Source organism: Chryseobacterium sp. JUb7, assembly GCF_024806495.1.
GTDB lineage: Bacteria > Bacteroidota > Bacteroidia > Flavobacteriales > Weeksellaceae > Chryseobacterium.
In genome coordinates, this window is sequence record NZ_JANUFF010000001.1 from 154617 (window position 1) to 180262 (window position 25646).

General features: G+C 35.0%; 28 protein-coding genes. 25 read left to right on the plus strand and 3 right to left on the minus strand.

All coding sequences use genetic code 11. The features are described from left to right. Positions 1 to 188: 188 nt before the first annotated feature. Positions 189 to 1499, minus strand: a complete 1311-nt coding sequence (locus M2373_RS00690; protein WP_259106421.1) for a dihydrolipoamide acetyltransferase family protein — start codon at positions 1497 to 1499, stop codon at positions 189 to 191. 63 nt (positions 1500 to 1562) lie between these two features. Continuing rightward, positions 1563 to 2390 carry an S-adenosyl-l-methionine hydroxide adenosyltransferase family protein gene (locus M2373_RS00695; protein ID WP_259106423.1) on the minus strand — a complete coding sequence of 276 codons (828 nt, stop codon included), beginning with the start codon at positions 2388 to 2390 and terminating at the stop codon, positions 1563 to 1565. Between the two features lie 131 nt (positions 2391 to 2521). Here M2373_RS00695 and M2373_RS00700 point away from each other — a divergent pair, with 131 nt between their 5' ends. The 6 genes from M2373_RS00700 (at position 2522) to M2373_RS00725 (ending at position 7231) form a co-directional block, all read left to right on the plus strand. Continuing rightward, a complete protein-coding gene (locus M2373_RS00700; protein WP_259106425.1) occupies positions 2522 to 3478 on the plus strand; it encodes a PhoH family protein in 957 nt (318 codons plus the stop codon). Between the two features lie 100 nt (positions 3479 to 3578). Further along, positions 3579 to 4244, plus strand: coding sequence for a porin family protein (locus M2373_RS00705; RefSeq protein WP_259106427.1), 666 nt, complete (start codon positions 3579 to 3581; stop codon positions 4242 to 4244). Positions 4245 to 4374: 130 nt separating this feature from the next. Next, positions 4375 to 5049, plus strand: coding sequence for a porin family protein (locus M2373_RS00710; RefSeq protein WP_259106430.1), 675 nt, complete (start codon positions 4375 to 4377; stop codon positions 5047 to 5049). A gap of 131 nt (positions 5050 to 5180) precedes the next feature. Beyond that, positions 5181 to 5690, plus strand: coding sequence for a hypothetical protein (locus tag M2373_RS00715; RefSeq protein ID WP_259106432.1), 510 nt, complete (start codon positions 5181 to 5183; stop codon positions 5688 to 5690). 211 nt (positions 5691 to 5901) lie between these two features. Then, complete coding sequence (locus tag M2373_RS00720; RefSeq protein ID WP_259106433.1) at positions 5902 to 6510, plus strand: porin family protein; 609 nt, start codon at positions 5902 to 5904, stop codon at positions 6508 to 6510. Between the two features lie 85 nt (positions 6511 to 6595). After that, positions 6596 to 7231 (plus strand): outer membrane protein, encoded by a 636-nt coding sequence (locus M2373_RS00725; RefSeq protein WP_259106435.1) that lies wholly within the window; start codon positions 6596 to 6598, stop codon positions 7229 to 7231. Between the two features lie 80 nt (positions 7232 to 7311). On the opposite strand, the gene ffh is transcribed toward M2373_RS00725, so the two are convergent. Beyond that, complete coding sequence (gene ffh, locus M2373_RS00730) at positions 7312 to 8673, minus strand: signal recognition particle protein (protein ID WP_259106438.1); 1362 nt, start codon at positions 8671 to 8673, stop codon at positions 7312 to 7314. 459 nt (positions 8674 to 9132) lie between these two features. On the opposite strand from ffh, the gene atpB reads away from it, so the two are divergent. The 19 genes from atpB (at position 9133) to M2373_RS00825 (ending at position 25592) form a co-directional block, all read left to right on the plus strand. Further along, positions 9133 to 10260: a F0F1 ATP synthase subunit A gene (atpB, locus tag M2373_RS00735; protein WP_259106440.1), complete on the plus strand. Its 1128-nt coding sequence runs from the start codon at positions 9133 to 9135 to the stop codon at positions 10258 to 10260. Between the two features lie 47 nt (positions 10261 to 10307). Further along, a complete protein-coding gene (locus M2373_RS00740; protein WP_007844726.1) occupies positions 10308 to 10526 on the plus strand; it encodes an ATP synthase F0 subunit C in 219 nt (72 codons plus the stop codon). A gap of 100 nt (positions 10527 to 10626) precedes the next feature. Further along, positions 10627 to 11121 carry a F0F1 ATP synthase subunit B gene (locus M2373_RS00745; RefSeq protein ID WP_259106441.1) on the plus strand — a complete coding sequence of 165 codons (495 nt, stop codon included), beginning with the start codon at positions 10627 to 10629 and terminating at the stop codon, positions 11119 to 11121. A 2-nt stretch (positions 11122 to 11123) separates the two neighbouring features. Further along, positions 11124 to 11663 (plus strand): ATP synthase F1 subunit delta, encoded by a 540-nt coding sequence (atpH, locus tag M2373_RS00750; protein ID WP_259106442.1) that lies wholly within the window; start codon positions 11124 to 11126, stop codon positions 11661 to 11663. 18 nt (positions 11664 to 11681) lie between these two features. Further along, positions 11682 to 12176 (plus strand): hypothetical protein, encoded by a 495-nt coding sequence (locus tag M2373_RS00755; RefSeq protein WP_259106443.1) that lies wholly within the window; start codon positions 11682 to 11684, stop codon positions 12174 to 12176. A gap of 33 nt (positions 12177 to 12209) precedes the next feature. After that, positions 12210 to 13787 carry a F0F1 ATP synthase subunit alpha gene (gene atpA, locus M2373_RS00760; protein WP_259106444.1) on the plus strand — a complete coding sequence of 526 codons (1578 nt, stop codon included), beginning with the start codon at positions 12210 to 12212 and terminating at the stop codon, positions 13785 to 13787. Positions 13788 to 13873: 86 nt separating this feature from the next. Further along, positions 13874 to 14743 carry an ATP synthase F1 subunit gamma gene (atpG, locus tag M2373_RS00765; protein ID WP_259106446.1) on the plus strand — a complete coding sequence of 290 codons (870 nt, stop codon included), beginning with the start codon at positions 13874 to 13876 and terminating at the stop codon, positions 14741 to 14743. Between the two features lie 275 nt (positions 14744 to 15018). Then, positions 15019 to 16374 carry a hemolysin family protein gene (locus tag M2373_RS00770; RefSeq protein WP_259106449.1) on the plus strand — a complete coding sequence of 452 codons (1356 nt, stop codon included), beginning with the start codon at positions 15019 to 15021 and terminating at the stop codon, positions 16372 to 16374. Between the two features lie 12 nt (positions 16375 to 16386). Beyond that, positions 16387 to 16689: an ATP-dependent Clp protease adaptor ClpS gene (locus M2373_RS00775; RefSeq protein WP_259106451.1), complete on the plus strand. Its 303-nt coding sequence runs from the start codon at positions 16387 to 16389 to the stop codon at positions 16687 to 16689. Between the two features lie 207 nt (positions 16690 to 16896). Continuing rightward, positions 16897 to 17511, plus strand: coding sequence for a uridine kinase (gene udk / locus M2373_RS00780; protein WP_259106453.1), 615 nt, complete (start codon positions 16897 to 16899; stop codon positions 17509 to 17511). A gap of 10 nt (positions 17512 to 17521) precedes the next feature. Beyond that, positions 17522 to 17878, plus strand: coding sequence for a septum formation initiator family protein (locus tag M2373_RS00785; protein ID WP_259106454.1), 357 nt, complete (start codon positions 17522 to 17524; stop codon positions 17876 to 17878). 42 nt (positions 17879 to 17920) lie between these two features. Further along, on the plus strand, positions 17921 to 19084 hold the full coding sequence (locus M2373_RS00790; protein WP_259106455.1) for a methylmalonyl-CoA mutase family protein: 1164 nt from the start codon (positions 17921 to 17923) through the stop codon (positions 19082 to 19084). Further along, positions 19084 to 19524, plus strand: a complete 441-nt coding sequence (locus M2373_RS00795) for a DinB family protein (RefSeq protein WP_259106456.1) — start codon at positions 19084 to 19086, stop codon at positions 19522 to 19524. The genes M2373_RS00790 and M2373_RS00795 overlap by 1 nt, the downstream gene beginning before the upstream one ends. Positions 19525 to 19652: 128 nt before the next feature. Next, positions 19653 to 20804, plus strand: coding sequence for a class I SAM-dependent methyltransferase (locus tag M2373_RS00800; protein ID WP_259106457.1), 1152 nt, complete (start codon positions 19653 to 19655; stop codon positions 20802 to 20804). A 126-nt stretch (positions 20805 to 20930) separates the two neighbouring features. Next, a complete protein-coding gene (locus M2373_RS00805) occupies positions 20931 to 21215 on the plus strand; it encodes a hypothetical protein (protein ID WP_259106458.1) in 285 nt (94 codons plus the stop codon). Positions 21216 to 21382: 167 nt separating this feature from the next. Continuing rightward, positions 21383 to 22762 carry a dipeptidase gene (locus M2373_RS00810; RefSeq protein ID WP_259106459.1) on the plus strand — a complete coding sequence of 460 codons (1380 nt, stop codon included), beginning with the start codon at positions 21383 to 21385 and terminating at the stop codon, positions 22760 to 22762. Positions 22763 to 23053: 291 nt separating this feature from the next. Next, a complete protein-coding gene (locus M2373_RS00815) occupies positions 23054 to 23842 on the plus strand; it encodes a T9SS-dependent choice-of-anchor J family protein (protein WP_259106460.1) in 789 nt (262 codons plus the stop codon). 167 nt (positions 23843 to 24009) lie between these two features. Beyond that, entirely contained in the window at positions 24010 to 24804 is a 795-nt protein-coding gene (locus M2373_RS00820) for a T9SS-dependent choice-of-anchor J family protein (RefSeq protein WP_259106462.1), read from the plus strand. 80 nt (positions 24805 to 24884) lie between these two features. Then, positions 24885 to 25592 (plus strand): SDR family oxidoreductase, encoded by a 708-nt coding sequence (locus tag M2373_RS00825; RefSeq protein ID WP_259106464.1) that lies wholly within the window; start codon positions 24885 to 24887, stop codon positions 25590 to 25592. Positions 25593 to 25646 lie beyond the last annotated feature (54 nt).

Sequence of the window (25646 nt, forward strand, 5' to 3'; positions counted from 1 at the left end):
TTACTATTTTTATATAAGACAATTGGGTAATAGGTTTTATTACAAGGTTAGTCTGAAGTTTAGATAAATGTTACAGCTCGTTTCAAAAAAAACCTCCGAAAAATATTCGAAGGTTTGTATTTTAAAGATATTTCGACAAGCTCAATATGACAATAGATCATTTATGGGCTATCGATGATCATTTATAATTAAATTTCAGTGTTCAGATCCCAGTTTTGAAGGTAATCGTGAACATGTTTCAGCATCATGCCTCCTAAAGATCCGTCTACTACTCTGTGATCGTAAGAGTGAGACATGAACATCAACTGACGGATTGCGATTACATCACCATCTTTAGTTTCAAGAACAGCCGGTTTCTTAACGATAGCTCCGATTGCCAGAATAGCCACCTGTGGCTGAGGAATAATAGGTGTTCCCATTAGATTTCCGAAGCTTCCTACATTTGAAATTGTGTAAGTAGCCCCTTGTGTATCTTCCGGTCTCAATTTTTTGTTTCTTGCTCTGTAAGCTAAATCATTGATCGCTTTTGCAAGACCTGAAAGGGATAACTGATCTGCATTTTTAATTACAGGAACGATAAGATTCCCGTCTGGTAAAGCAGTTGCCATACCAATGTTGATATTTTTCTTCTTAATGATGTTCTCACCGTTGATAGATACATTGATCATTGGGAAATCCTGAATCGCTTTCACGACAGCTTTCACGAAAATCGGCATGAAAGTCAGTTTTTCACCTTCACGTTTTTCGAAGATATCTTTATGTTTGTTTCTCCATTTTACAACGTTGGTAACGTCAGTTTCAATGAAAGAAGTTACGTGTGGAGCAATTTGTTTTGCTTTCACCATGTTTTCAGCGATGATTTTTCTCATTCTGTCCATTGGAATGATTTCGTCACCTGCAGCAACAGGAATTGTTGCAGCTGGAGCTGAAGTAGCAACCGGCTGTGGAGCAGAAGCTACTTGTTGTACCGGAGCTTGAGGAGCTGGCTGGCTTCCTCTGTTGTTAACGTAAGCTAATATATCTTCTTTTGTAATTCTTCCTTCTAAACCGCTTCCTTTAATAGTTTTAAGTTCAGTTTCAGAAATATTTTCTTGCTGTGCAATTGATTTTACAAGTGGAGACAGGTAAAGATCTCCCGAAAACTCTGTCGAAGCAGCTGCCTGTAGAGGCTGTTCGATTGTTTTTAATGTTTCTGAATCTGGAGCTGAAGCCGGAGTTTCAGTTGATGCTTCCTCAGAAGCTGTGTTTCCGCCTTCTCCTTCAATTTCTAAAATAGCAATGGCTTCACCCACTTTTGCAACCTCGTCCTTCTGTTTCAAAATCTTTACGATTTTCCCCGAAACTGGTGTCGGAACGTCTGAATCTACTTTATCTGTTGCAATTTCAACTACGGAATCATCTTCTTTTACATTATCGCCTTCGTTGAATAACCAAGTGATAATTGTCGCTTCCATAACACCTTCTCCCATGGAAGGAAGCAATAATTTGTATTCTGCCATTTTTAATTTTTAGATTTTGACAAATATATAAAAAAAATCGGTTTTTTTATGAAATAGATAATTTTAGAAAAATTCAATGTAAATATTTTCTCCAACGTTCAATCCAAATAAAGATTTTGCGCCGTTTTTTTTGCTTCCCTTATAGATCGTAAGCTCCAATAGCTGACTGTCATTGAAAATTGCTGCAGACTGTCCGTGGTATTCGGTCTCTCTTTCCCAATCTGAAACAACTTCTGTATGGCTCGAAAATACTTTTGAAAGGCTTAAGTTTCTGAATTTTATGGTGAAATTCTCATAACCTTTGCCCAGAGTTTCAAAAAAATCTTTGTTGATATTTGAGATTATATTTCCGAAATTATCAATATAAGTAACCTCGCCGATGATCATCTTTTCGGACTCGTTATACACCGGTTTCGGGAATAAAAGCTGCTTGGCCGAATCGATCTTTCGTCCGATCACTTCCGGAAGTCCCCCGTTGGCCAGATGTACGGCCGCCGGAACAAAAACATCTGTTGAAGTGAAATTGACGATATCGTCAAACCTGTTGTTTAATGTGATTTCATACATGGCTTCAGGTTTAATATCAAAAAAAATTAAACTTAAAATTCCATTATCTGCTGCGATGAAATAAGATCCATCTGCTTTGTATAAAATATTTTTCCTCGATTTGTGGTGAAAACTATCGACGGAAATGATATGAATAGTGCCTTTCGGAAAGTGTTTATAGGCATTTCTGACAATATACGAAGTCTGTATAAGGTTGAAAGCCTGGATATCGTGAGTAACATCAACAATATTAACCTTCTGATTCAGAGAAAGAATGCTGCCTTTTACAGCGGCAACTCTGTAATCCAAATTTCCGAAATCTGAAGTTAGGGTAATAATTGACATTAGTAATTTGTAGAATAATAGTATTGCAAATTTATCTAAAATAAAAAGAATGCCCGAAAGATTATGGAAAAGAATTTGATATAAATTTGAAAAAAAACTTTAAATTTAAAATCTAAAAATAAAAATACTGCATGTTTGAATTAACATATGATTTGGAAGATATCGATGCGAAAATCTTCTATGGAGTTAATAACCAATATTTCAATTTAATAAAATCAAGCTTTCCAACGCTTAAAATCACCGGTAGAGATCACTTTATCTTTGCTATGGGAAATCAGGAAGCGCTTGATATATTTAAACAAAAACTTGATGATATCGTAAAATTTATTTCCAAGAACAATTCTATCGATCTTAAAGACGTTGAAAATATATTAAATATCAAAGACGAACACGAAAAACAACTGGTTTTTGACCAGGATATTATCGTAAAGGGTGTCAATGGTAAAATTATCAAAGCTAAAACCACGAATCTTAAAAAATTAGTAAAAGAAACTGAGAAAAAAGATATGGTTTTTGCCATCGGACCTGCGGGAACCGGAAAAACGTATACCAGTGTAGCATTGGCGGCCAGAGCTTTGAGAGATAAGCAGGTGAAAAGAATCGTTCTGACAAGGCCTGCTGTAGAAGCAGGTGAGAGTTTAGGCTTTTTACCCGGAGATCTTAAAGAAAAGCTCGATCCGTATTTGCAGCCTCTGTATGACGCGCTTCGTGATATGATTCCTCATGAAAAACTGGAAGGTTTTATAGAGAAGAAGGTTATTGAAGTGGCACCATTGGCCTTCATGCGGGGAAGAACACTTGATGATGCCTTTGTAATCCTTGATGAAGCACAGAATACAACCCATTCGCAAATGAAGATGTTTCTTACCAGAATGGGGATGAATGCTAAATTTATCATCACCGGAGATCCAAGCCAGGTCGATTTGCCTCCGAAGCAACAATCCGGGCTTAAAGAAGCGATGAGAATTCTGAAAGATGTAAAGGAAATAGGATTTGTACACCTTACGGAAGAGGACGTGGTACGACACCCGGTAGTTAGAAAAATTATTTTAGCCTACAATGACGAAGAAAAAAGACTGAAAGATTAAATTTATGTTACTTAAAAGTTATGTTTAGGTAAAATGATGTTAAGGCCTATAAAACCTCATAAAATTGAGAATATATTTGCCGGAAATCTAAAACTTAACCATGAAAAGACTTTTATCTGTTGCTTTTTTCTCTTTAACAGGGCTTTTATTAAACGCTCAACAAAATACATTCGGAATCAGAACCGGTTTAGGACGTTCAACTTTAAAAACGGACTATGCAGGATCTGATTCCGATTTTGTATCTAAAGGAAAAATCTTAGCGTATGTTTCTGTTTTTTTAGAACATAAAATTGACCCGCATTTTGCTTTGCAGGGTGAGTTGGGTATTTCGAATGTCGGAGGCCGGAACAGTTGGTATCAGGATCAGGACTTCAATGATTATAAAATAGTCAATGCGATTTCCATTGGACGGATCAATGTTCCGTTGATGGCTAAATATTATTTTAACGAAAAAATGAATATCAACGCAGGGGTAAACCTGGCTTTAAATATAGAAGCAGAAAGTAAATACAGAACAAACGGATATAACGGACTTGAACTTTTTGCCAATCTTTTATACGAAACAGAAAATATTAAAACATATGTTAAAACTTTTGAAGCCAATCCTTTTTTGGGAGCTGAGTTCCACTTTAACGACAGATTGTTTTTAGATGCACGATATGTTTTTGGGGTGTATAATGTAGGTAAGAACATTCACGGAGAAGGTTTTGAAACTTTAAAAAACAGTTTTTTACAAGTTGGAATAGGTTTTAAAATTAAAAAATGACATTAAAAACGTTGTTTTATAAACGTTCATATTCGTAATTGTGATTAAAATGAGTTTTATTTTTGTTAAAATTTGTTAATTCCAAAAAATGTCTTAGTTTTGCGGCACATTAATTAAAAAAACTAATACAATGAAGAAAATTTTACTTCTTGCAGCGGTAGCTGTTATGGGAATTTCTGCAAATGCACAAGAATTCAAATTCGGACCTAAGGCTGGTTACTCTTTATCAATGCTTAAAGCAGAAGGTGATGGAGAATCTTATAAGTTCGACTCAAAATCAACTTTCTATGCGGGTGTTTTAGCTGAATATAAAATCAGTGATAAATTTGCTGTACAAGGGGAGGTTTTATATTCTCCACTAGGAGGGAAGCAGGAAGAATCTGTTTCTTATACTGAAATGGGAGTTACTGTAACCGGAACTCAAAAATCAGATTGGAAATTTGGAACTGTACAGATTCCTGTAAGTGCAAAATATTATGCTACTGAAAATTTAGCTTTTGGTTTAGGTCTTAATGTAGGTATCGTTACTTCTGCAAAAGTAGAAGTTTCTGCTACAGTATCGGGATCGGCTATGGGGCAATCTTTCTCTGAGTCAACAAGTTCTACTGAAGACGTGAAGGATGAAGTTAATACGTTGAATCTTGCTCCATTTATTGGTGCTGAGTATACATTGGAAAACGGATTGTTTTTTGATGCAAGATATAACTTAGGAGTTTCTAATCTTATTAAGAACCCGGAAGGAAACGAAACATTAAAAAATAGCTTCTTCCAGATCGGTGTAGGATTTAAGTTTGGAGGTAAATAATATTTTTTTCCTTTAAAAATATAAAGCGGTACAAAATTTGTACCGCTTTTTCGTTGTATTAAATAATATGATACTTTAATTTTCTACTTATGTAGAAGATTTTAATTTCAATATTTAAAAGTTATTAAAAAATGAAAAAACTATTATTGTTGGGTGCTTTTGCACTGTTGGGAGGTGCAATGCAGGCACAGGAAGGATTTAGATTAGGAGGTCATGTGGGTGCTCCACTAGGTGATGCAAGTGATGCGGCGAGTGTTACATTAGGTATTGATGCTGCTTACATGTGGAACATTACTAAAGGATTGGATATTGGGGTTACTACCGGATACTCTCATTTTTTCGGAAAGGATCATGTGGATGATTTTGGTTTTGTACCTGTTGCTGCTTCTGCAAAATATAAGTTCAATAAGATTCCGCTTTTTGTAGGATTGGATTTGGGAGCAGCTATTTCTACAAGAGATTATATCAATAGTGGCTTATATGTGGCACCAAGAGTAGGATATCAAATGAAGAAGGCTGAATTATATTTAGGATTCCAGAATATTGGAAGCAAATATAAAGATCATGGCTATTACTGGCATGGTGACGACAGATTTAATTTCGGAGCCGTTAACTTCGGAGCCAATTTCTTCTTAAATTAAGAATATTAAAAAATAAGAATTTTAACACTCCAATTGAAAAATTGGAGTGTTTTCATTTAAAATTTTACAAAAAAGTTAAAAGCCTTTATTTAATACGCTTTACAGCCGAAAATCGCTAATATTTACCAATGATATTAATCACATTAACAAATTTTAATATTACGTTAACCCAGTGTAATTTTGCCCTCAGAAAGTATTAAAATTTTTTAAAATGAAAAAAGTATTATTAGCGGGTGCTATTGCACTGTTCGGTTTATCTAATGCTCAGATTGCTAAAGGAACTACGTATGTATCAGGAACTTTGAGCTATTCTTCTACTGAAAACAACAACACAGACAATAAAGTAAACGAATTGAAATTAGTTCCTACTGTAGGTTACTTCGTAGGTACTAACCTAGCTGTTGGGGTTGGAGTAGGTTATACAAACTCTTCAGACAAAACTGAAACTGCTGCAGGATATGATAAATTCACTAAGTCTGCTTTCGTAGTAGAGCCTTTCGTAAGAAAGTACTGGACTTTAGGTGAGAAATTATATATCTTCGGTCAGTTATCAGTTCCTATGGAGTTCGGAAACGACAAGAATGAAGTTTCTACTGCAGCTGCTACAGTTTCTACAAAAGACAAATTCAACTCTTTCGGAGTTTCAATCAAACCAGGTCTTGATTATTTCTTGAACAAAAACTGGACAATTGAAGCTACAATCGGAGATTTCGGATATAGCAACTTCAAGTACAAAGAAGCTAAAAGTGTAGATAACTACAGATTCGGTCTTGATTTAGCATCTGTTGGTATCGGTGTAAAATATGTTTTTGCTAAGTAATCAGCAATAAAGCATACATAAAATAAAGTCCTAAGTTTTCTTAGGGCTTTTTGTACATATTAAAACAAACATTAATTAAAAAATCATGAAAAAACTTTTACTAGCTGGTGCAGTTGCACTTTTTGGATTATCAAATGCCCAAATGACTAAAGGTGACTGGGTAGTGAGTGGAAACACTGGATTAGGCTTCAACAATGTTTCAACTACAATTAAAGTTGGAGATCAGTCTGTGGACGGTCCTAAAGTAAATACATTCTCTATTTCTCCTTCAGTAGGATATTTCGTTATTGATAAATTGGCTGTAGGTATCGAATTGGGATATGTAAACGCTACTACAAAATACCAAGGTGCTAAATCTAAAACAAGCAACTTCTCAGTAATGCCTACGGCTACTTATTATTTTACAAATTCTAGCAAATTGGTTCCTTTCTTAGGAGCGGGGATCGGATATGCTTCTGTAAAAAATAGTAATGATGCCAACTTTATGGGTTCTGTTGTTTCCAGTGAAACGACTACGGATGGTCTTGCCTGGAAAGTAAAAGGAGGAGTAACGTATATGGCGACTCAGTCTTTAGGGATTAACTTAGGTGTTTCTTACGATCAGTTTTCAAACAAAGAAACGATCATGAATACAGATGTTAAAACTAATGTAAAAACTTTCGGTGTAAACGTAGGTTTCTCTTATTTCATCAAAGCTAAAGCTCAGAAATCGGATAAATAATCATCTTATTTTAAGATAAAAAACAAAACTCCGACTCAGTATTGAGTCGGAGTTTATATTTTGAATTGTTTTAGTTAAAATTATTTCCCAAACATTCCACCCATTCCAGGCATATTTGGCATTTTGCTCATCATCTGCATCATTTGCTTTCCTTGTGGCCCCTGCATCATCTTCATCATTTTACCCATCTGATCGAATTGCTTCATCAGTTGGTTTACATCTTCCACTTTTCTTCCTGCACCTTTTGCAATTCTGCTTTTTCTTTGAGTATTGATAATTGAAGGTCTTCTTCTTTCATCCGGAGTCATAGAATAAATGATCGCTTCAATGTGCTTAAATGCATCATCACTGATTTCAACATCCTTGATTGCTTTTCCAACTCCCGGAATCATTCCCATCAAATCTTTCATGTTACCCATTTTCTTGATTTGATTAATTTGCTTTAGGAAATCGTCAAAACCAAATTCGTTTTTAGCGATTTTCTTATGGAGTTTTTTAGCTTCCTCTTCATCAAACTGCTCCTGAGCTCTTTCTACTAAGGAAACAACGTCTCCCATTCCCAGGATTCTGTCTGCCATCCTTTCTGGGTAGAAAAGATCTAAAGCTTCCATTTTCTCACCTGTAGAAATAAATTTGATTGGTTTTTCAACCACAGAACGGATCGTTAACGCAGCTCCACCACGAGTATCACCGTCTAATTTCGTTAAAACAACTCCGTCAAAATTCAACGTATCATTGAACGCTTTTGCCGTATTTACAGCATCCTGACCCGTCATTGAGTCAACAACGAATAAAGTTTCGTTAGGTGTAATCGTAGAATGAACGGTTTTAATTTCCTTCATCATCTGCTCATCAATCGCCAAACGACCTGCTGTATCCACGATCACAACATCGTGACCATTAGATTTAGCAAAATTAATTGCGTTTTGAGAGATGCTTGAAGGATCCATAGAACCTTCTTCCGTGAAAACAGGAACCCCGATTTGCCCGCCTAAAACTTTAAGCTGATCAATCGCAGCCGGACGATAAACGTCACACGCTACCAAAAGAGGTTTTTTATTTCTTTTTGTTTTTAAATAATTCGCTAATTTTCCTGAGAAAGTAGTCTTACCAGAACCCTGAAGACCTGCAATAAGAATCACAGAAGGTTTTCCCGAAAGATTAATACCTTCCTGAGAACCTCCCATAAGGCCTACCAATTCGTCGTGAACAATTTTTGTCATCAACTGTCCCGGAGTAAGCGATGTAAGAACATTTTCTCCTAATGCTTTATCCTGAACTCTTTTGGTAAGATCTTTGGCAACTTTATAATTAACATCGGCATCCACCAATGCTCTACGAATCTCTTTTACGGTTTCCGCAACATTGATTTCCGTGATTTTTCCTCTTCCTGAAATATTATGAAGCGCTTTGTCTAATTTATCCTGTAAACTATTAAACATATGTATTGTAAATTATAGGTTTGCAAAAATAAGGAATTTTTAATAATATATATTATATAAGGTGTTGAGATTTGTTTTTCTTTGGATTATAATTTTATTTTTGCAAAATGAATCTATGGGATAATTTGATTGTTATACTTTTGATAGCAGTATTTAATATTGTGGTATATATAATATTTAAAAAATATTTTTATAATAAACAAGATGCGGGCATGAGATTTCTTGCGGTAAACATTTCTAAGGATATTATATGGTTAATTATTTCTTTGGCAATTGTAGACAAGACAAGAGATAATTTTCTGTTTATTGTTATTTGCTTTATTATAGCATCATTCCTTATATATATACCTATAATAAAACTCATTAACAAATCTCAATAAAATTGATGATAAAAATCAATTTTTAATATTGGTAAAGTTTAATAAAATCGATATATTTGCACACGATTAAAAAAGAGATATGAACAGAAAAATTTCTTCATTATTTTTCGCATTTTTATTTGTGTTTATTAGCAGTTTAGCTAGTGCGCAGCATGAATCAGAGGGTGAAAAATCAGCTGAAAAAGTAGAGCACAAAGAAGCGGGAGAGAGCTTCAATGCAACCAAGATGATCATGGAACACATTGGTGATTCAAACGAATGGCATTTATGGACTACAAAAGATGATAGTGGTGAAGAGCATCACGTTTCTGTTCCTTTGCCTGTGATTATTAAGGATAATTCGGGATGGCATACTTTTCTTTCTAGCAGTATTGCTCACGGTCACGAACATGATGGGTATACTTTAGAAGAAGGTCAGGTGGTTTCTACTAAAGGAATTGAAAAAGCAACTTTATTTTCAATCATCAGTGGAAAACAAAAAGCAGATCAGGTATTCTTTGATCTTTCAATTACAAAGAATGCGGCTTCCATGCTATTGTCAGTAGTTTTCATGGCATTTATATTTATAGGAATGGCTAGAAACTACAAAAAGTCTCAACTGCCAAGAGGAGCTGGGAAATTATTAGAGCCTGTTATTGTATTTATCAGAGACGAGGTGGCTATTCCAAACATCGGGTCTGTTAAATATAAAAGATACATGCCTTATTTATTGACTGCATTCTTCTTTATCTGGTTTAACAACTTATTTGGGTTGATTCCTTTCTTCCCTTTTGGAGCAAATCTTACAGGTAATATCGCAATCACTGCGGTTTTAGCAATCATTACATTGTTAATTACATTATTCAGTGCTAATAAAGATTACTGGAAACACATCTTTATGCCACCGGTTCCGCTTTTATTGTATCCTATTATGGTTCCAATTGAAATTATCGGGATCTTTACAAAGCCTTTTGCTTTAATGATGCGACTTTTCGCTAACGTTACAGCGGGACATATTATGATCTTGGCGATCATTTCATTGATCTTCATTTTCAAATCTCCGTTCTTAGGATTTGCATCTGTACCATTGGCATTATTTGTTTCAGTACTGGAGTTATTGGTAGCTGCATTACAGGCATATATTTTCACCGTATTATCAGCATTATTTATTGGTATCGCTGTAGCGGAACACGAGCATGAGCACGGACACGAAGAGCACGCTCACTAATTAAAACAAAATTTAAAATAATTTTTAACTAATATAATTTATTTATTATGGATTTATCAACTGGAGCAGGATTAATTTACGTAGGTATCGGTTTAGCAGTACTAGGTGTAGGTCTAGGTATCGGTAAAATCGGTGGGCATGCAATGGATGCTATCGCTAGACAACCTGAGCAAGCTGGTAAGATTCAAGGAGCAATGCTTATTGCTGCTGGTCTTATTGAAGGTGCTGGTCTTATCGCGATTATCTTTGGTGCTTTCATCAAGTAATCTATCCTCAAAAAAACATTCTTAGCAGTGAAGCGGTTGGCTGCTGCTAAGAATTTTAAAAACAATCCATAAAATAACACTTAAAAAAGAATTTACAGATATGGGAATTATTGAACCTGGAATTGGACTTTTGTTTTGGATGACCCTTACTTTTGTTATCCTATTGTTTCTTCTTGCAAAATTCGCTTGGAAACCAATCGTTAATGCAGTAAATGACAGAGAAACTTCTATCGTTGATGCATTAAACCAAGCTAAATTGGCTAAAAAAGAAATGGAAGAACTTAAAGCTGATAACGAAAGAATCATTCGTGAAGCTAAAGTCGAAAGAGATGCTATCCTTAAAGAAGCTAGAGAGATTAAAGATAGAATCGTAGGGGAAGCTAAAGATGCTGCAAAATCTGAAGGAGATAAAATGATCGAAGCTGCTAAGCAAACTATCGATGCTGAGAAAAATGCTGCTATGGCAGATATCAAAACTCAAATCGGTGCTTTATCAGTAAACATTGCAGAATCTATTTTGAAGCAAAAGCTAGACAACAGCGAAGCTCAAAACGAATTAGTTCAAAATTATTTAAACAAATCTAACCTTAACTAATAATGCTTACATCTAAAGTAGCTAAAAGATACGCACAAGGTTTACTTGATTTCACGAATGAGTCAGGGCAAACGGCTACTGTATTTTCTGAAATGAAAGATGTAGTGAAGATCATGGCTGAATCTCAGGATTTAAACAAATTCTTCAATACGCCTTACATCGATTCTAAGAAGAAAGTAGAAGTAGCAAAGGAGATTTTCAAAAGTTTATCACCTTCTTCTCAGAATTTGATTACTTTGGTAATCAGACAAGGGAGAGAAAATCAATTGAAAAATATCGCTCAGGAGTTTATCAATAAAGTTGAAGATATCAACGGAGTACAGAGAATTACTCTTACAACAGCGACTCAGCTTTCAAAAGAAAACCTTGATCAGATTTTAAAATCTACCAACCTGGTTAATGCAAATTCAAATTACGATTTGAAATTACATGTGAAACCTAATATTCTTGGAGGTTATATTTTAAGAGTAGGAGACCAGTTAATTGATGCTTCTGTGAAGTCTAAACTAAACCAAGTTAAAAAAGATTTCCAATTAAACTAAGAAATACATTCTTGTGATATGAAGAAACTTTTATTTAGTTCAATGTTTATCATCTCTTGTTTAGCTTTTGGACAGGATATAAAGATGAAAAAAGGCCTTATCAGCATAGACGGTAAAGAGTGGGCTAAGTATGATGGTTGCGGGTTATTTGATGCTGAATGTAATATCCAGTATAAAGATAGTGAAGTCGCAGTTATTCTTCATAAAATCAATGATATTGCGAGCAGGGATAAGTATAATAAAGATGGTGAGGTAACATGGTGTGAGGTGAAGTTTTTAGGAACAAACTTATCTTATGAAGTAATTGAAACCAATAAATCTACTGTTAAAACACTCTACAAAGCTGGAGTATTTAATGAAGACGGAAGTTTTAATATGGACAAAGTGAACAAGCTTGTTGAAAAATACGGACAGCAGTTTTCTAAAAGATATTATCAAAACAATTCTACTCAGACAGTAATTATTCAGGACACAAGACCCGCTAGCGGAGTGAATATTAGTATAGGAAAATAAAATTATTTTAAAAAAAGAAAAAACAACCATACAATGGCAGAAATAAATCCGGCAGAAGTATCTGCGATCTTAAAACAGCAATTGGCCAACTTCGATACTCAATCAAATGTTGAGGAAGTAGGTACAGTTTTAACCATCGGTGATGGTATTGCTCGTGTATACGGGTTAGAAAACGTACAATACGGAGAGTTGGTGAAATTTTCTAGTGATGTAGAAGGTATTGTACTTAACCTTGAAGAAGACAACGTAGGTGTTGCTTTATTAGGTGAAAGTAAATTAGTAAAAGAAGGAGACACAGTAAGAAGAACAAACAGAATCTCTTCTATCAAAGTAGGAGAAGGTATGTTAGGAAGAGTAGTAGATACTCTTGGTAACCCTATCGATGGTAAAGGTCCTATTACTGGGGATTTATACGAAATGCCATTGGAAAGAAAGGCACCTGGAGTTATCTTCAGACAGCCGGTAACTGAGCCTTTACAAACAGGTATCGTTGCAATCGACTCTATGATTCCTGTAGGAAGAGGTCAGAGAGAGCTTATCATTGGTGACAGACAGACAGGTAAAACTACTGTTGCTATTGATACGATCATCAACCAAAGAGAATTTTTTGATGCAGGAAATCCTGTATACTGTATATATGTAGCTATCGGGCAAAAAGCGTCTACTGTAGCACAAATAGTTAAAACACTTTCTGATAAAGGGGCTTTAGCATATACTGTAATCGTTGCTGCTAACGCATCAGATCCAGTTCCAATGCAGGTATATTCTGCAATGGCAGGAGCTTCTATCGGTGAGTTCTTCAGAGACACTGGTAGACCGGCTTTGATCGTTTATGATGATTTATCTAAACAAGCGGTTGCTTACCGTGAGCTTTCTCTACTATTGAGAAGACCACCAGGGCGTGAAGCTTATCCTGGAGACGTTTTCTATCTTCACTCAAGATTATTGGAAAGAGCGGCTAAAGTTATCGCTGATGACAAAATCGCTAGCCAGATGAATGATTTACCTGATTCTTTAAGACCAATCGTAAAAGGTGGTGGTTCATTAACAGCACTTCCAATTATTGAAACTCAGGCGGGTGACGTTTCTGCGTATATTCCTACAAACGTAATCTCTATTACAGACGGACAGATCTTCTTGGAGTCTGATCTATTCAACTCAGGGGTTCGTCCTGCGATCAACGTAGGTATCTCTGTATCGAGAGTAGGAGGTAATGCTCAGATCAAATCAATGAAAAAAGTTTCTGGTACTCTTAAATTAGACCAGGCTCAGTATAAAGAACTGGAAGCGTTCGCGAAATTCGGTTCTGACCTTGATGCTTCTACTTTAGCAGTTATCTCTAAAGGAGAAAGAAACGTTGAGATTCTTAAACAACCGGTAAACTCTCCGCTTCCTGTAGACAGCCAGGTAGCAATGATCTACGCTGGAACTGAGAACTTACTAAGAAACGTTCCTATCAGAAAAGTAAAAGAATTCCAAATCGAATATATCGAGTTCTTAAGATCTAAGCACCCTGATACAATGGCTGCTATCAAAGCTGGGAAAATCGATGATTCTATCACAGGTGTTCTTAAGCAGGCTGCTAATGATTTAGCTGCAAAATATAACTAAAAATTAGTTGATGGTTTTTGGTTGGTAGTTGACGGAATTTTCTAAAACTAACAACCAACAACCGACAACCAACAACTAACCCAAATATGGCAAACTTAAAAGAAATACGAGGCAGAATTAGTTCAATTTCATCTACGATGCAAATTACACGTGCTATGAAAATGGTTTCCGCTGCGAAACTTAAAAAAGCACAGGATGCAATCGTGATGTTAAGACCTTATTCTGAAAAACTACAGGAGATCATCCAGAATGTAAATTCTAGCTCAGATCCTGACCAGGTTTCTATTTATGCTCAAAAAAGAGAGGTTAAAAGAATACTTTTTATTGCCGTTACTTCAAACAGAGGTTTGGCAGGTGCTTTCAACTCATCTATCGTTAAAGAGCTTAATGTACAGTTTCAGAATAAATCTCAATACGAGGTTGAAGTTCTTTCAATCGGTAAAAAAGCTTACGATGCTGTAAGAAAAACCCGTACAGTATATTCAAACGAAAGTGCTGTTTTTGATAACCTGAACTTCGATACTGTTGCTAATGTTACTGAAGCGGTAATGGCTAGCTTTAAAGAGGGGAAATTTGACGAAGTTTATGTAATTTACAATAAATTCGTTAATGCTGCTACTCAGGAAGTTACTACTGAACAGGTTCTTCCTATTACAATGGCTGACGTTGATGAAACAGAACCTCAGGTAGAAACAGATTATATTTTTGAGCCGAACAGAGCAGAAATCTTAGATAATTTGATTCCTAAATCTATCAAAACTCAGATTTTCAAAGCAGTTTTAGATTCAGTAGCATCCGAACACGGAGCGAGAATGACTGCAATGCACAAAGCAACAGATAATGCACAAGAGTTGAAAAATAACCTTGTAATTTTCTACAACAAAGCAAGACAGGCAGCTATTACAAACGAAATCTTAGAAATCGTTTCCGGAGCAGAAGCCTTAAAAAATTCGTAAGAATTATCTTAATAAAAATACTAAAGCATCGACCTAGTCGGTGCTTTTTTTGTTGAACTTTGGCTGGATGATGGATGATGGATGCTTGAGTTTATCACTATTTCGTTGATTTTTTTGTTTTAAGCTTAATTAAAGCTTAATTTTAAATAAAATTCACGCCTCAAAACCTCCATCATCCATCATCCAGCTCCCTTTCCCAATGAAAATATAGCAACAACCTCTAGGGTAATTTTTTTTTATATATCTTTGTACCAATAAATTTATATAATTTTTAAATGGACTCGGACATAGTCAGGCTTTTGCTAGCCTTATTTCTTGTATTATTAAATGGCTTTTTCGTAGCCGCAGAATTTTCAATTGTTAAAGTTCGTTACTCACAAATCCAGTTAAAGGCAGCCGAAGGTAACTCTATGGCTAAGCAGGCAGAGCACATCATCAAACATCTTGATGAGTATCTTTCTGCTACTCAACTTGGAATTACGTTGGCCTCTCTTGCTTTAGGTTGGGTAGGGGAAAGCGCTCTTCACCACGTTGTTGAAAGCATTTTTCATTCTTTGAATGTAGAAATGGCTCAGGCAACAATCACCACAATTTCGGTGGTGACCAGTTTTGTACTGATTACAGTAATGCATATTGTATTTGGGGAATTGATTCCTAAGTCTATAGCAATCAGAAAATCAGAAGCAACGACAATGGCAACAGCTGTTCCATTGAGAGTTTTTTATACTGTTTTCAAACCATTTATCTGGTTGATGAACCTGATGTCGAATACATTCTTAAGATTAATTAAAATTCACCCTGCTTCAGAACAGGAGATTCACTCTACAGAAGAGCTTCAGCTTTTGGTAAAACAAAGTGCCGACAGTGGAGAAATTGAAGAGGAAAATTATGAGATCATTAAAAATGCATTTGATTTTACGGATCACTCCGCAAAACAGATCATGGTTCCTCGTCAGAATATCACATCTATTGATTTTGAGGAAGACATTAATGAAATCATCAACAAAATTATGGACAGCGGATATTCCCGTATTCCGGTATATGTTGATTCTATTGATAATGTGATAGGTATTTTATACACAAAAGAAATCATCCGTGAGTTCGTTAAAAGAAAAGGCGAGCTTAATCATGATGATCTTAAAGAATTAATGCGTGATGCATTTTTCGTGGTGGGAAGTAAGAAGATTTCAGATTTATTGAAAATTTTCCAGCAGAAGAAGCAGCATTTAGCGATTGTTATCGATGAATTCGGTGGTACAGAAGGTATTATTACCCTTGAAGATATTCTGGAAGAACTTGTTGGGGAAATTCAGGATGAAGAGGATGATGAAGAAAAAATTGTTGATAAAATAGATGACAATACTTATTGGGTTCAGGCGACACAGCCTCTGGATGAAATCAATGAGTTTTTACCTAAAAAACTGCCTCTTTCGGAAGAAAGCGAATATAATTCATTGGCAGGTTTCATTCTGCATGAATTAGAAGATATTCCGGAAGAAAATCAGGAATTTGATCTTGAAAATTATCATTTTAAGATTCTGAAAATGAATAATAAGAGTGTTGAAATTGTAGAATTGGTTTATGAACAGCCAAACAATTTAAATGATCTCGTAGAAAGACTGGAAGTTTAAAACTAACTAAAAATGGTTTATAACAATATTAAAGATTATGAAAATCCGAAACGTCAGTATGAAGAAGAAGTACTCGTTTTGGATGAAACAGATGATGTCTATAAGTTGATTTTACACAATGATGACATCCATACTTTTGATTATGTGATTGATTGTCTGATAGAAATCTGTAAACATACACTAGAACAGGCCGAACAGTGTACCATGTTGGTTCATTATAAAGGCAAATGCACCGTAAAAACAGGCTCCATGGATATTTTGAAGCCTATGCATGAAAGATTAATTTCAAGAGAATTAACAAGCGAAATCGTATAGAAAGTCCGGCAGTAATGCCGGATTTTTTTGTTTATACATAAGTTCAGTTATTGTATTCACAGACCTTTGTCCTCGGTTGATAAGAGTTGCCGGTTTTATCAGAACCAAATATATTTTTTCGAATAAAAGCTTTCATCTTCGTGCATCCTTCTTCCAACTTTTAAATAAAATAGTATATTTGTACCAACTATAAAGAAACTCAATAGAATGCTTGTAATAGGAATTGCGGGAGGTACAGGATCCGGCAAAACTACAGTTGTTGACAAGATACTGCAGCAGCTGGATATCGAAGGAATGAATATCCTTTCTCAGGATAATTATTATCACGATAATCATAATTTAACACTTACAGAAAGAGAAGCTTTAAATTATGACCATCCAAAATCAATCGATTTTGAATTAATGTTAAAACATGTAAAGGCGCTGAAAAACCATGAAACGATTGAACAGCCGATTTATAGCTTTGTTACCCATTCCAGAACAGGCGATCATGTAACCGTAGAACCTAAAAATGTGTTGGTTGTAGAAGGGATTCTGGTCCTTACCAACAAAGAATTGTTAAAGGAATTTGACCTGAAAGTTTTCGTTCATGCAGATTCTGATGAAAGACTGATCAGGAGGATCAGGAGAGATACACAGGAAAGAGGAAGAGATCTGAATGAGGTTTTACACCGTTATCAGACTACACTGAAGCCTATGCATCAGGAATTTATCGAACCGTCTAAAAATGAAGCCGATTTGATTATTCCGAATATGAAACAGAATTCAGTAGCCATCGATTTTCTGACTACTGTGATTAAAAACTCATTGAGGAAACACTAAAAACGCTATAATGGCTGAAAAAAAATTAATAAAAGACATTCAACCCACATCGGATACGATTAAGTTTCTTAAGCATTATGTGCTTAATAAATATGTATTGACGATCTGTCTGTTTCTGGTTTGGATGATTTTTTTTGATAAAACTTCTTTTCTGGTAATTAATGAGCTCAATGGTGAGATTAATAAATACGAGGACCAGCTGGAGTATTATAAAAAAGAATACGAAAAAAATGATGCTTTCTATAAAAAGCTGATGAATAATAAATCTGAAAAGGAAAAATACGCAAGAGAAAATTATTTTATGAAAAAACCAAATGAGGAAATCTTCATTCTGGTGGTCGACAGTACAAAGGTCGCAAAAAAATAAACATTCATAATAGATAACTCTAAACTCATAACTCTAAACTAAATGTCAAATACAGATACTTTCTCAAGCTGGGAAAATTTAGTAAAAAAGCAACTTAAAACTGAAGATATTTACACCATTCTTAAAAAAGATAATTTAGAAGGAATTGAGGTGAAACCGTTTTATGATTCAGTAAAAACGCCTTTAGTAAACCTTCCGAAAATCGAGGAAAGCACTCATTTGGTTGCCAGATATCACGAGAGTTTAGAAGATGACGTATTTGCCTTTATTTTGGATCATAATGTAGAAGGACTTCAGCAGAAGACTATTTTTGTGAATAATAAAGATCTGGCTGGCCACATCAGTCCGACAGAAGAGGATCAGTACTTTTCTCTGATTGATGTTTTTGATGAAAAAAATGCATCAATTGACGATCAGCTTGTGAAAGAATTATTAGCAAAGCAATTCAAAAGAAATATTTGTATCGATATTGCACTTCATCAGAATGCGGGAGCTGCCATTTATCAGCAGTTGGGGCTTGCTTTAGCAAAAACTAAAGAACTTGTGGAACTGTATGGGGCAGACATTATCAATAAATTAATTTTTAAAATTGCTGTCGGAGGAAGCTACTTCTTTGAAATGGCAAAATTGAGAGCTTTTAAAATGGTTTTCAATCAACTTTCAAAAGAATACGGTTTAGATGAAATTCCTTATATTTTTGCAGAGACCTCTCTTAGAAATAAAGCGGTTTCTGATAATGAAAATAACCTGATCCGTTCCACACTGGAGCTTGCGTCAGCGATGATTGGCGGTGCTGATGCTGTTTTCAGTAATAACTATCTCGTGGATAGAAGCACTGATAATTCTGAAGAAATCTCGTTCAAACAGCAGATTGTTCTGGCTTACGAAAGTATCATTAATGTTTTTGAAGATGCATCCAACGGAAGCTATTATGTAGAAGATATTACGCAGCAAATTGCAGAGAAATCCTGGGCTTTGTTTGTAGAAATTGAAGAAAATGGAGGTTATCTTGAGCTTTTAAAACAGGGAATAGTCCAGAAAAAGATTTATAACCATGCTGTAGAAGAGCAAAAATGGGTAGAAGAAGGCAAAATAAAGCTGATCGGTGTAAATTTATATCCAAAACAGGAAGTCAAGAGATCAGTTGAAGATCTATATGACGAAAAAGAAATAAAAGCCGTACGTTGGGCAGAAATGTATGAGTGATGAAAGAAAAACTGATTGATTTATTTAAATATACCTTTCATTTCAATAAAGAAATGATTAAAATTATTTCTGAAAACATCCCGAAAATTGATGAGAAGACAGTCAGTTTAATCAATCACACCCTCAATGCTCAGCAGATCTGGAATGCTCGGATTTCAGGTGAGAAAACATTTGAAGTCTGGCAGATTAATTCTTTTGAAAGTTTAGAAGAAATTAATCAGCAGAACTTTCGGAACAGCATTCAAATTATTGAAAATTCTGATATTGATCAGAGGATAGAATATTATAATTCAAGAGGAACAGCATTTGAAAACAGTATTTTTGAAATGCTTTTTCAGGCGATCAATCACTCGACATATCATAGAGGACAAATCAACTCTCTGTTGAAGCAAAACGGTATTGAGCCAGTATTGACAGATTATATTTTTTATAAAAGGTAATTTATAAAAATGCTTCGACGGAGCTCAGCATGACATCTCTAAGATAGATTGTTTTTACTGGCGACTATTTGTAACGGTGTCATGCTGAGCCTGTCGAAGCATTTTCAAATAAAAGATTTACAAAATCGGTGTTAAATAAAGCAATTTTAAACAAAGAAATTCAAAATTATATCAATGCAAATCTGTCTGCCGACTTGCATTCTTTATTATTGAAAAAATCACCGTTTCCGGACGTTTCAATTCAGGAAATTGTTCAGCAGATTAAAGGGAAGCAGGTGGCAGAGAAAAAGTTTCCTTTCTTGTTAAAGGAAGGCATTATTTTCCCTCCACAGCTTAGTTTAGAGCAATCTTCATCGGAAAAAACAGCGTTTTATAAATCCACAATTTTAAAAGGTGGAAAATATATTGATCTGACGAGTGGTTTCGGAATTGATGCCTACTACCTGTCTCAGAATTTTGAAGAAATTACCCTGATTGAACAAAACCGGGAGCTATTGGAAATTGTAGAGCACAATTGGACTATTTTGGGTAAAAAAGCTCGGTTTAATAATCAAAAACTTGAAGATTTTTTATCTGACAATAAAGAAAATTTTGATACAGTTTATTTAGATCCGGCCAGAAGAGATGCTCAGAAAAATAAGGTCTTCTTATTGGAGGATTTATCTCCAAATATTATAGAAATACAGCAAGAACTGCTTTCTATTTCGAAGCAGATTGTGATAAAGCTGTCTCCGCTGATTGATCTTAAATATTTAATCTCTGTTTTGCCCAATATTTTCAGAATTGAGATTATTGCCGTAAAAAATGACGTAAAAGAAGTCGTAATTTTTCTGTCCAAAGAAAATCCGGGGAATATCATGTGTAGATGTGTGAATCTGGAAAGCGGAGAATCTGACTTTGATTATCTGTTTTTAGATGAAGAAAATGCCGTTTCTGAGTATTCTGAACCCGAAAAATTTATTTATATCCCCAATAACTCAATTTTAAAGGCCGGTATTTTTAATTTGATTTCGCAAAAGTTTGGATTGAAAAAACTGCATCCTAATACTCATTTTTATACTTCCCATGATAAAAAGACTGATTTTCCGGGAAGGATTTTTGAAGTGGAAGTGATTGAAGCTAAGCAGATTAAAAAGAAAGGACAGTTTAATATAATCTCCAAAAACTATCCTTTAAAACCGGAAGAAATAAAGAAAAAATATGCCTTAAAAGATGGGGGAAAAGATTATCTTATTTTTACCCAATCCAAAAAAGGCAAAATAATTTTAAAATCAGTATAAAAATGTTGCCGAAAAAAGGAGGATTTCTTAATTTTGGGCAATTAAAAAATTAAACATGAAATCGTCAGCTGTTAACTGGCTAAATAATGCGATTCCATATGACCTTTTAAAAAATAAATTTTACATATGAAAAAATTAGTTATATGTTTAGCCCTTGCTACAGTTGCTGTAAGCTGTAAAAAAATTCAGGCTGGTGGAAATAAGAATATTATCAAGCTTGAAGAAGGAGCAGACAGATATTCTGAAGATGTACAGGGTGGTGCAGAGGCTCACGGCCATGGTCACGAAGCTGCTGCTGCTCATAAAGAGGATGCAACTGCAGAAAAACATGAGGCTGAAGCTCCAAAAGCAGATAGCGCTGCTGCCACTGCAAAACCTGCAGAAGCTCAGACTCCAAAAGCTGAACACTAATTATTCAGTAACAATATAAAATGTCCTGCAGAAATGCAGGACATTTTTTGTTGAGAAAAATTGATAATCGTTTAATTATCAGAAAATAATAAACCTGAGGAAAATTATATGTTTTTGTTTGCTCCTGCAGGGCATTTTTTTTACTTTTAACAAAACAAAATTTTACAATGCAAGAGACATTAAATTACATTAACGAAAACAAACAGCGTTTCGTGGATGAATTATTTGAGTTATTGAGAATCCCTTCTATTTCTGCAGATCCGGCATATAAAGATGATGTATTGAAGTGTGCAGATGTGGTAGCAGAACACCTGAAGAATGCAGGTGCTGATCAGGTGGAAGTTTGCCAGACAAAGGGATATCCTATCGTTTTCGGAGAAAAAATTTTAGATAAAAGCTTACCGACGGTTTTGGTGTACGGACATTATGATGTTCAGCCGGCTGATCCTTTGGAATTATGGACAAGGCCACCTTTTGAACCGTATATTGAAAAAACGGAGCTTCATCCGGACGGAGCGATCTTTGCAAGAGGTTCTGCAGATGATAAAGGTCAGTTTTTCATGCATTTAAAGGCTTTTGAAGCGATGATGAAAACTAATACTCTCCCTTGTAATGTTAAATTTATCCTGGAAGGTGAAGAAGAAGTAGGCTCTGTAAGTCTGGGAGATTTCGTCAATGAAAATAAAGAGAAATTATCTTGCGACTGTATCTTAATTTCTGATACACATATTTATAGTAATGAACAACCGACTGTTACAACAGGTTTAAGAGGTTTAAGCTATGTGGAAGTAGAGGTGGAAGGTCCAAACAGAGACTTGCACTCAGGTCTTTATGGAGGAGCTGTTCCCAATCCTATTCATGTACTTTCAAGGATGATCGCTAAGCTGATTGATGAGGACGGACAAATTACAATTGATGGTTTCTACGACAATGTTGAGGATGTTTCTGACGAAGAAAGAGCAGAAATGAACAAGCTGAAAGATAATCCTGAAGAATTCAAAAAATCAATCGGGTTGAGCAATGTTGAAGGTGAAGAAGGTTATACAACTCTTGAAAGAACATCCATTCGTCCTACCTTAGACTGCAACGGAATTTGGGGTGGTTATACCGGGGAAGGTGCTAAAACGGTAATTCCTTCAAAAGCTTTTGCTAAAATTTCTATGCGTCTGGTTCCTTATCAGACTCCCGAGGAGATTACAGAGAAATTCACGACTTATTTTAACAAAATAGCTCCTGATACTGTAAAAATAAAGGTTACTCCACATCATGGAGGAATGCCTTATGTATTACCGACAGATACGAAAGAGTTTTTAGCGGCTAAAAAAGCAATGGAATCTACATTCGGCAAGGAAGTTCTTCCATACAGAGGAGGAGGAAGTATTCCTATTACGTCAATGTTTGAGAAGGTTTTGGGAGCTAAATCAGTATTGATGGGCTTTGGTCTCGATTCGGATGCTATTCACTCTCCAAATGAGCATTACGGCTTATTTAATTTCTATAAAGGAATTGAAAGTATTCCGTTGTTCTTTGAGAACTATTCAAAATAAAACAGACTTTTATAATATTAAAAACGCTTCAGAAATGGAGCGTTTTATTTTTTATAAAATTTTTGAAAAGATGAAAATTAATCTTCCATTTATTTTAAATACTGTGAAATCGACAGACAAATCACATTTTATTGAACTAAACATTGTTTTTTATTATGCATAAAAATAGTTTTGTTAAAGTTTTGAGTGATTTTATCTTCTTTAAGACGCGCAGGTTGGTATTTAAACAAATTCTGTCTGCAGTTTTATAAAGAGCATTCAAAAAAATAAAAATTTTTAAAAATAAAAAAGATGAAAAAAATTTTACTTATTGCCGGATTGTTGAGTTTATCTCAATTTAATGCACAAACAACAATTTTTAGCGAAACATTTGAGTCCAATTCTCCTACACTTGCAGGATGGAATGCTGTTGATAAAGATGGAGATTGGATAAACTGGTCATTGTCTGATGATTCTTCAGTGGCAGCTATGGGATTTTCGGGGTACGTATATGCTTCGGTTTCTATGTATGGAGCTCAAAATAATTTGCTTATTTCTCCAGCTATCAACTTACCAAGCAGCGGAAATTTATCATTATCTTTCAAAGTAGGGTCTTATTTTCAGTCAAGTCCTGCAGAACATTATGCGGTATATATTTTACCGGCAAACAGTACTTTTACGGGTAATGAAACTCCTGCTTTTGTAGAAACACTAAGTCAGGGAGGGGTTGCAATGACTAAAACGATTAATATTTCAGGAAATGCAGGACAAAATGTAAAAGTTTGCTTCAGACATTTCTTGAGCGAGCAGTCAGCAATTATATTGGATGATGTAAAAATAATACAGAATACCTCATTAGGAACTTCAGAAACTAAAGCGACTGAACAATTTGAAATTTATCCAAATCCGGCAACCGATTATCTTTATTTTAAATCAAAATCTAAAATCTTAAATGCAGAGGTTTATGATTTATCAGGAAGAAAAATGACTAGTCAACTGTCAGATAATAAGGTAGATGTAAGCAATCTTCAGAAGGGAAATTATATGATCAAATTACATACAAAAGAAGGTGAGGTAACACAGAAGTTTATCAAAAAATAAATATTTTCAATTTGTCATTATAAGCGCTTCAACTGAAGCGCTTTTTTTATGGAACAAACTCATAGGGTTTCGTTTAAATGCCCTATTAATGAGTATTTTCAACTAATAAGTTTGGTTTACTAATTCAATAAAGTTATTTTTGCGCTTTATATTTAAAATAATTTATGATGAAATCAATTCTACTTTTTGGAGCACTGGCGCTGGCTACTTCTCAAATAAATGCTCAGTCAACGATTTTCGAAGAAACCTTTGTGTATACATCTTCAGCAATACCTCCAAACTGGGCTACATTGAATAACGATAATGATGTTTCTTCATGGTACAGAACTACCAACCCGATCAGTATGTACGGCTTTTTAGGAGGAGTGATGATGTCGTTTGGAGAAAAACCGGATAATGTATTAATTACCCCTGCTATTAATTTACCGACAGGAAGTTCTTATAAATTATCTTTTCAGATAGGATCATTTATTTACGCATATCCTGAAAATTATTATATGGTTTATGTACTTCCGGCTACGAGTACATATACAGGAACAGAAACTCCGGTTCTTGCAGAAGCTATTACAGTGGGAGACCTTGCCTTTAATAAAACAGTTGATTTAACAAGTTTTGCAGGACAGAGTGTGAAGATATATTTCAGACATTATTATCCGAATTCCGTTGATAACCGAGTATTGGTACTGGATAATGTGAAAGTTACCCAACAGGTATTAGGAACTTCTGAAGTGGCAGCTGATAATACAAAAATAGGCCTTTATCCTAACCCAGCAACAGATTACATTAATATAGACTCAAAAACAGCTGTTTTAAAGGCTGAAGTCTACGATATGACAGGACGAAAAATAAATGCAGATTTAGAAGGGAATAAATTAAATATCACGGAGCTTCAGTCCGGAAATTATCTTCTTAAAATTGAAACAAAAGAGGGAGTGACTTCTGAAAAATTCATTAAAAAATAAATTGCTGATAAATCTTAGCTTAATAAAACGCTCTATTTGGGGCGTTTTTGTTATTTTTAAGAACTTAAATCTATAAATTTATGATAGAAAATAAAGTTGCATATATAACAGGCGGAACCAAGGGAATAGGTTTCGGAATGGCTAAAATATTACTTGAAAATGGTGTTTCAGTGGCATTTTCGGGACGAAAGAGAGATGATGTGGAAAAAGCAGAGCATGAGCTTCAAAAGTATTCAAAAAATGTTTTGGGGATCGTTTCTGATGTCAGAAGCCTTGAAAGCGAACAAGAAGCTGTAAAATCGATCACAGAAAAATTCGGAAGACTGGATTTTGTGATTGCAAATGCAGGTTTAGGTATTTTTAAGCCAGTAGACGAGCTGTCAGCCGAAGAGTGGAATGATATGATCGAAACTAATTTAACAGGTGTATTCTATACTTTGAAAGCTTCCGTGGAAGAGCTGAAAAAGACAGAAGGCTATTATATCACGGTTTCAAGTCTGGCAGGAGCCAATTTCTTCGAAAACGGAACAGGGTATAATGCTTCAAAATTCGGAGTTGTAGGATTCACTCAGGCCGCAATGATTGATTTAAGAAAATACAATATCAAATCAACGGTAATCATGCCGGGATCGGTTGCCACTCATTTCAACGGAAATATTCCATCTGAAAAAGATGAATGGAAGATTCAGCCTGAAGATATGGGAAATCTGGTTTTAGATATTTTAAAAATGAATCCGAGAGTTTTGCCCAGTAAGATCGAATTTAGGGCGACAAAACCCGCAAAGTAAGGAGTTTAATGCATTGAATAGTAAAATAATAAGTGCTATGCATGCATAATATAT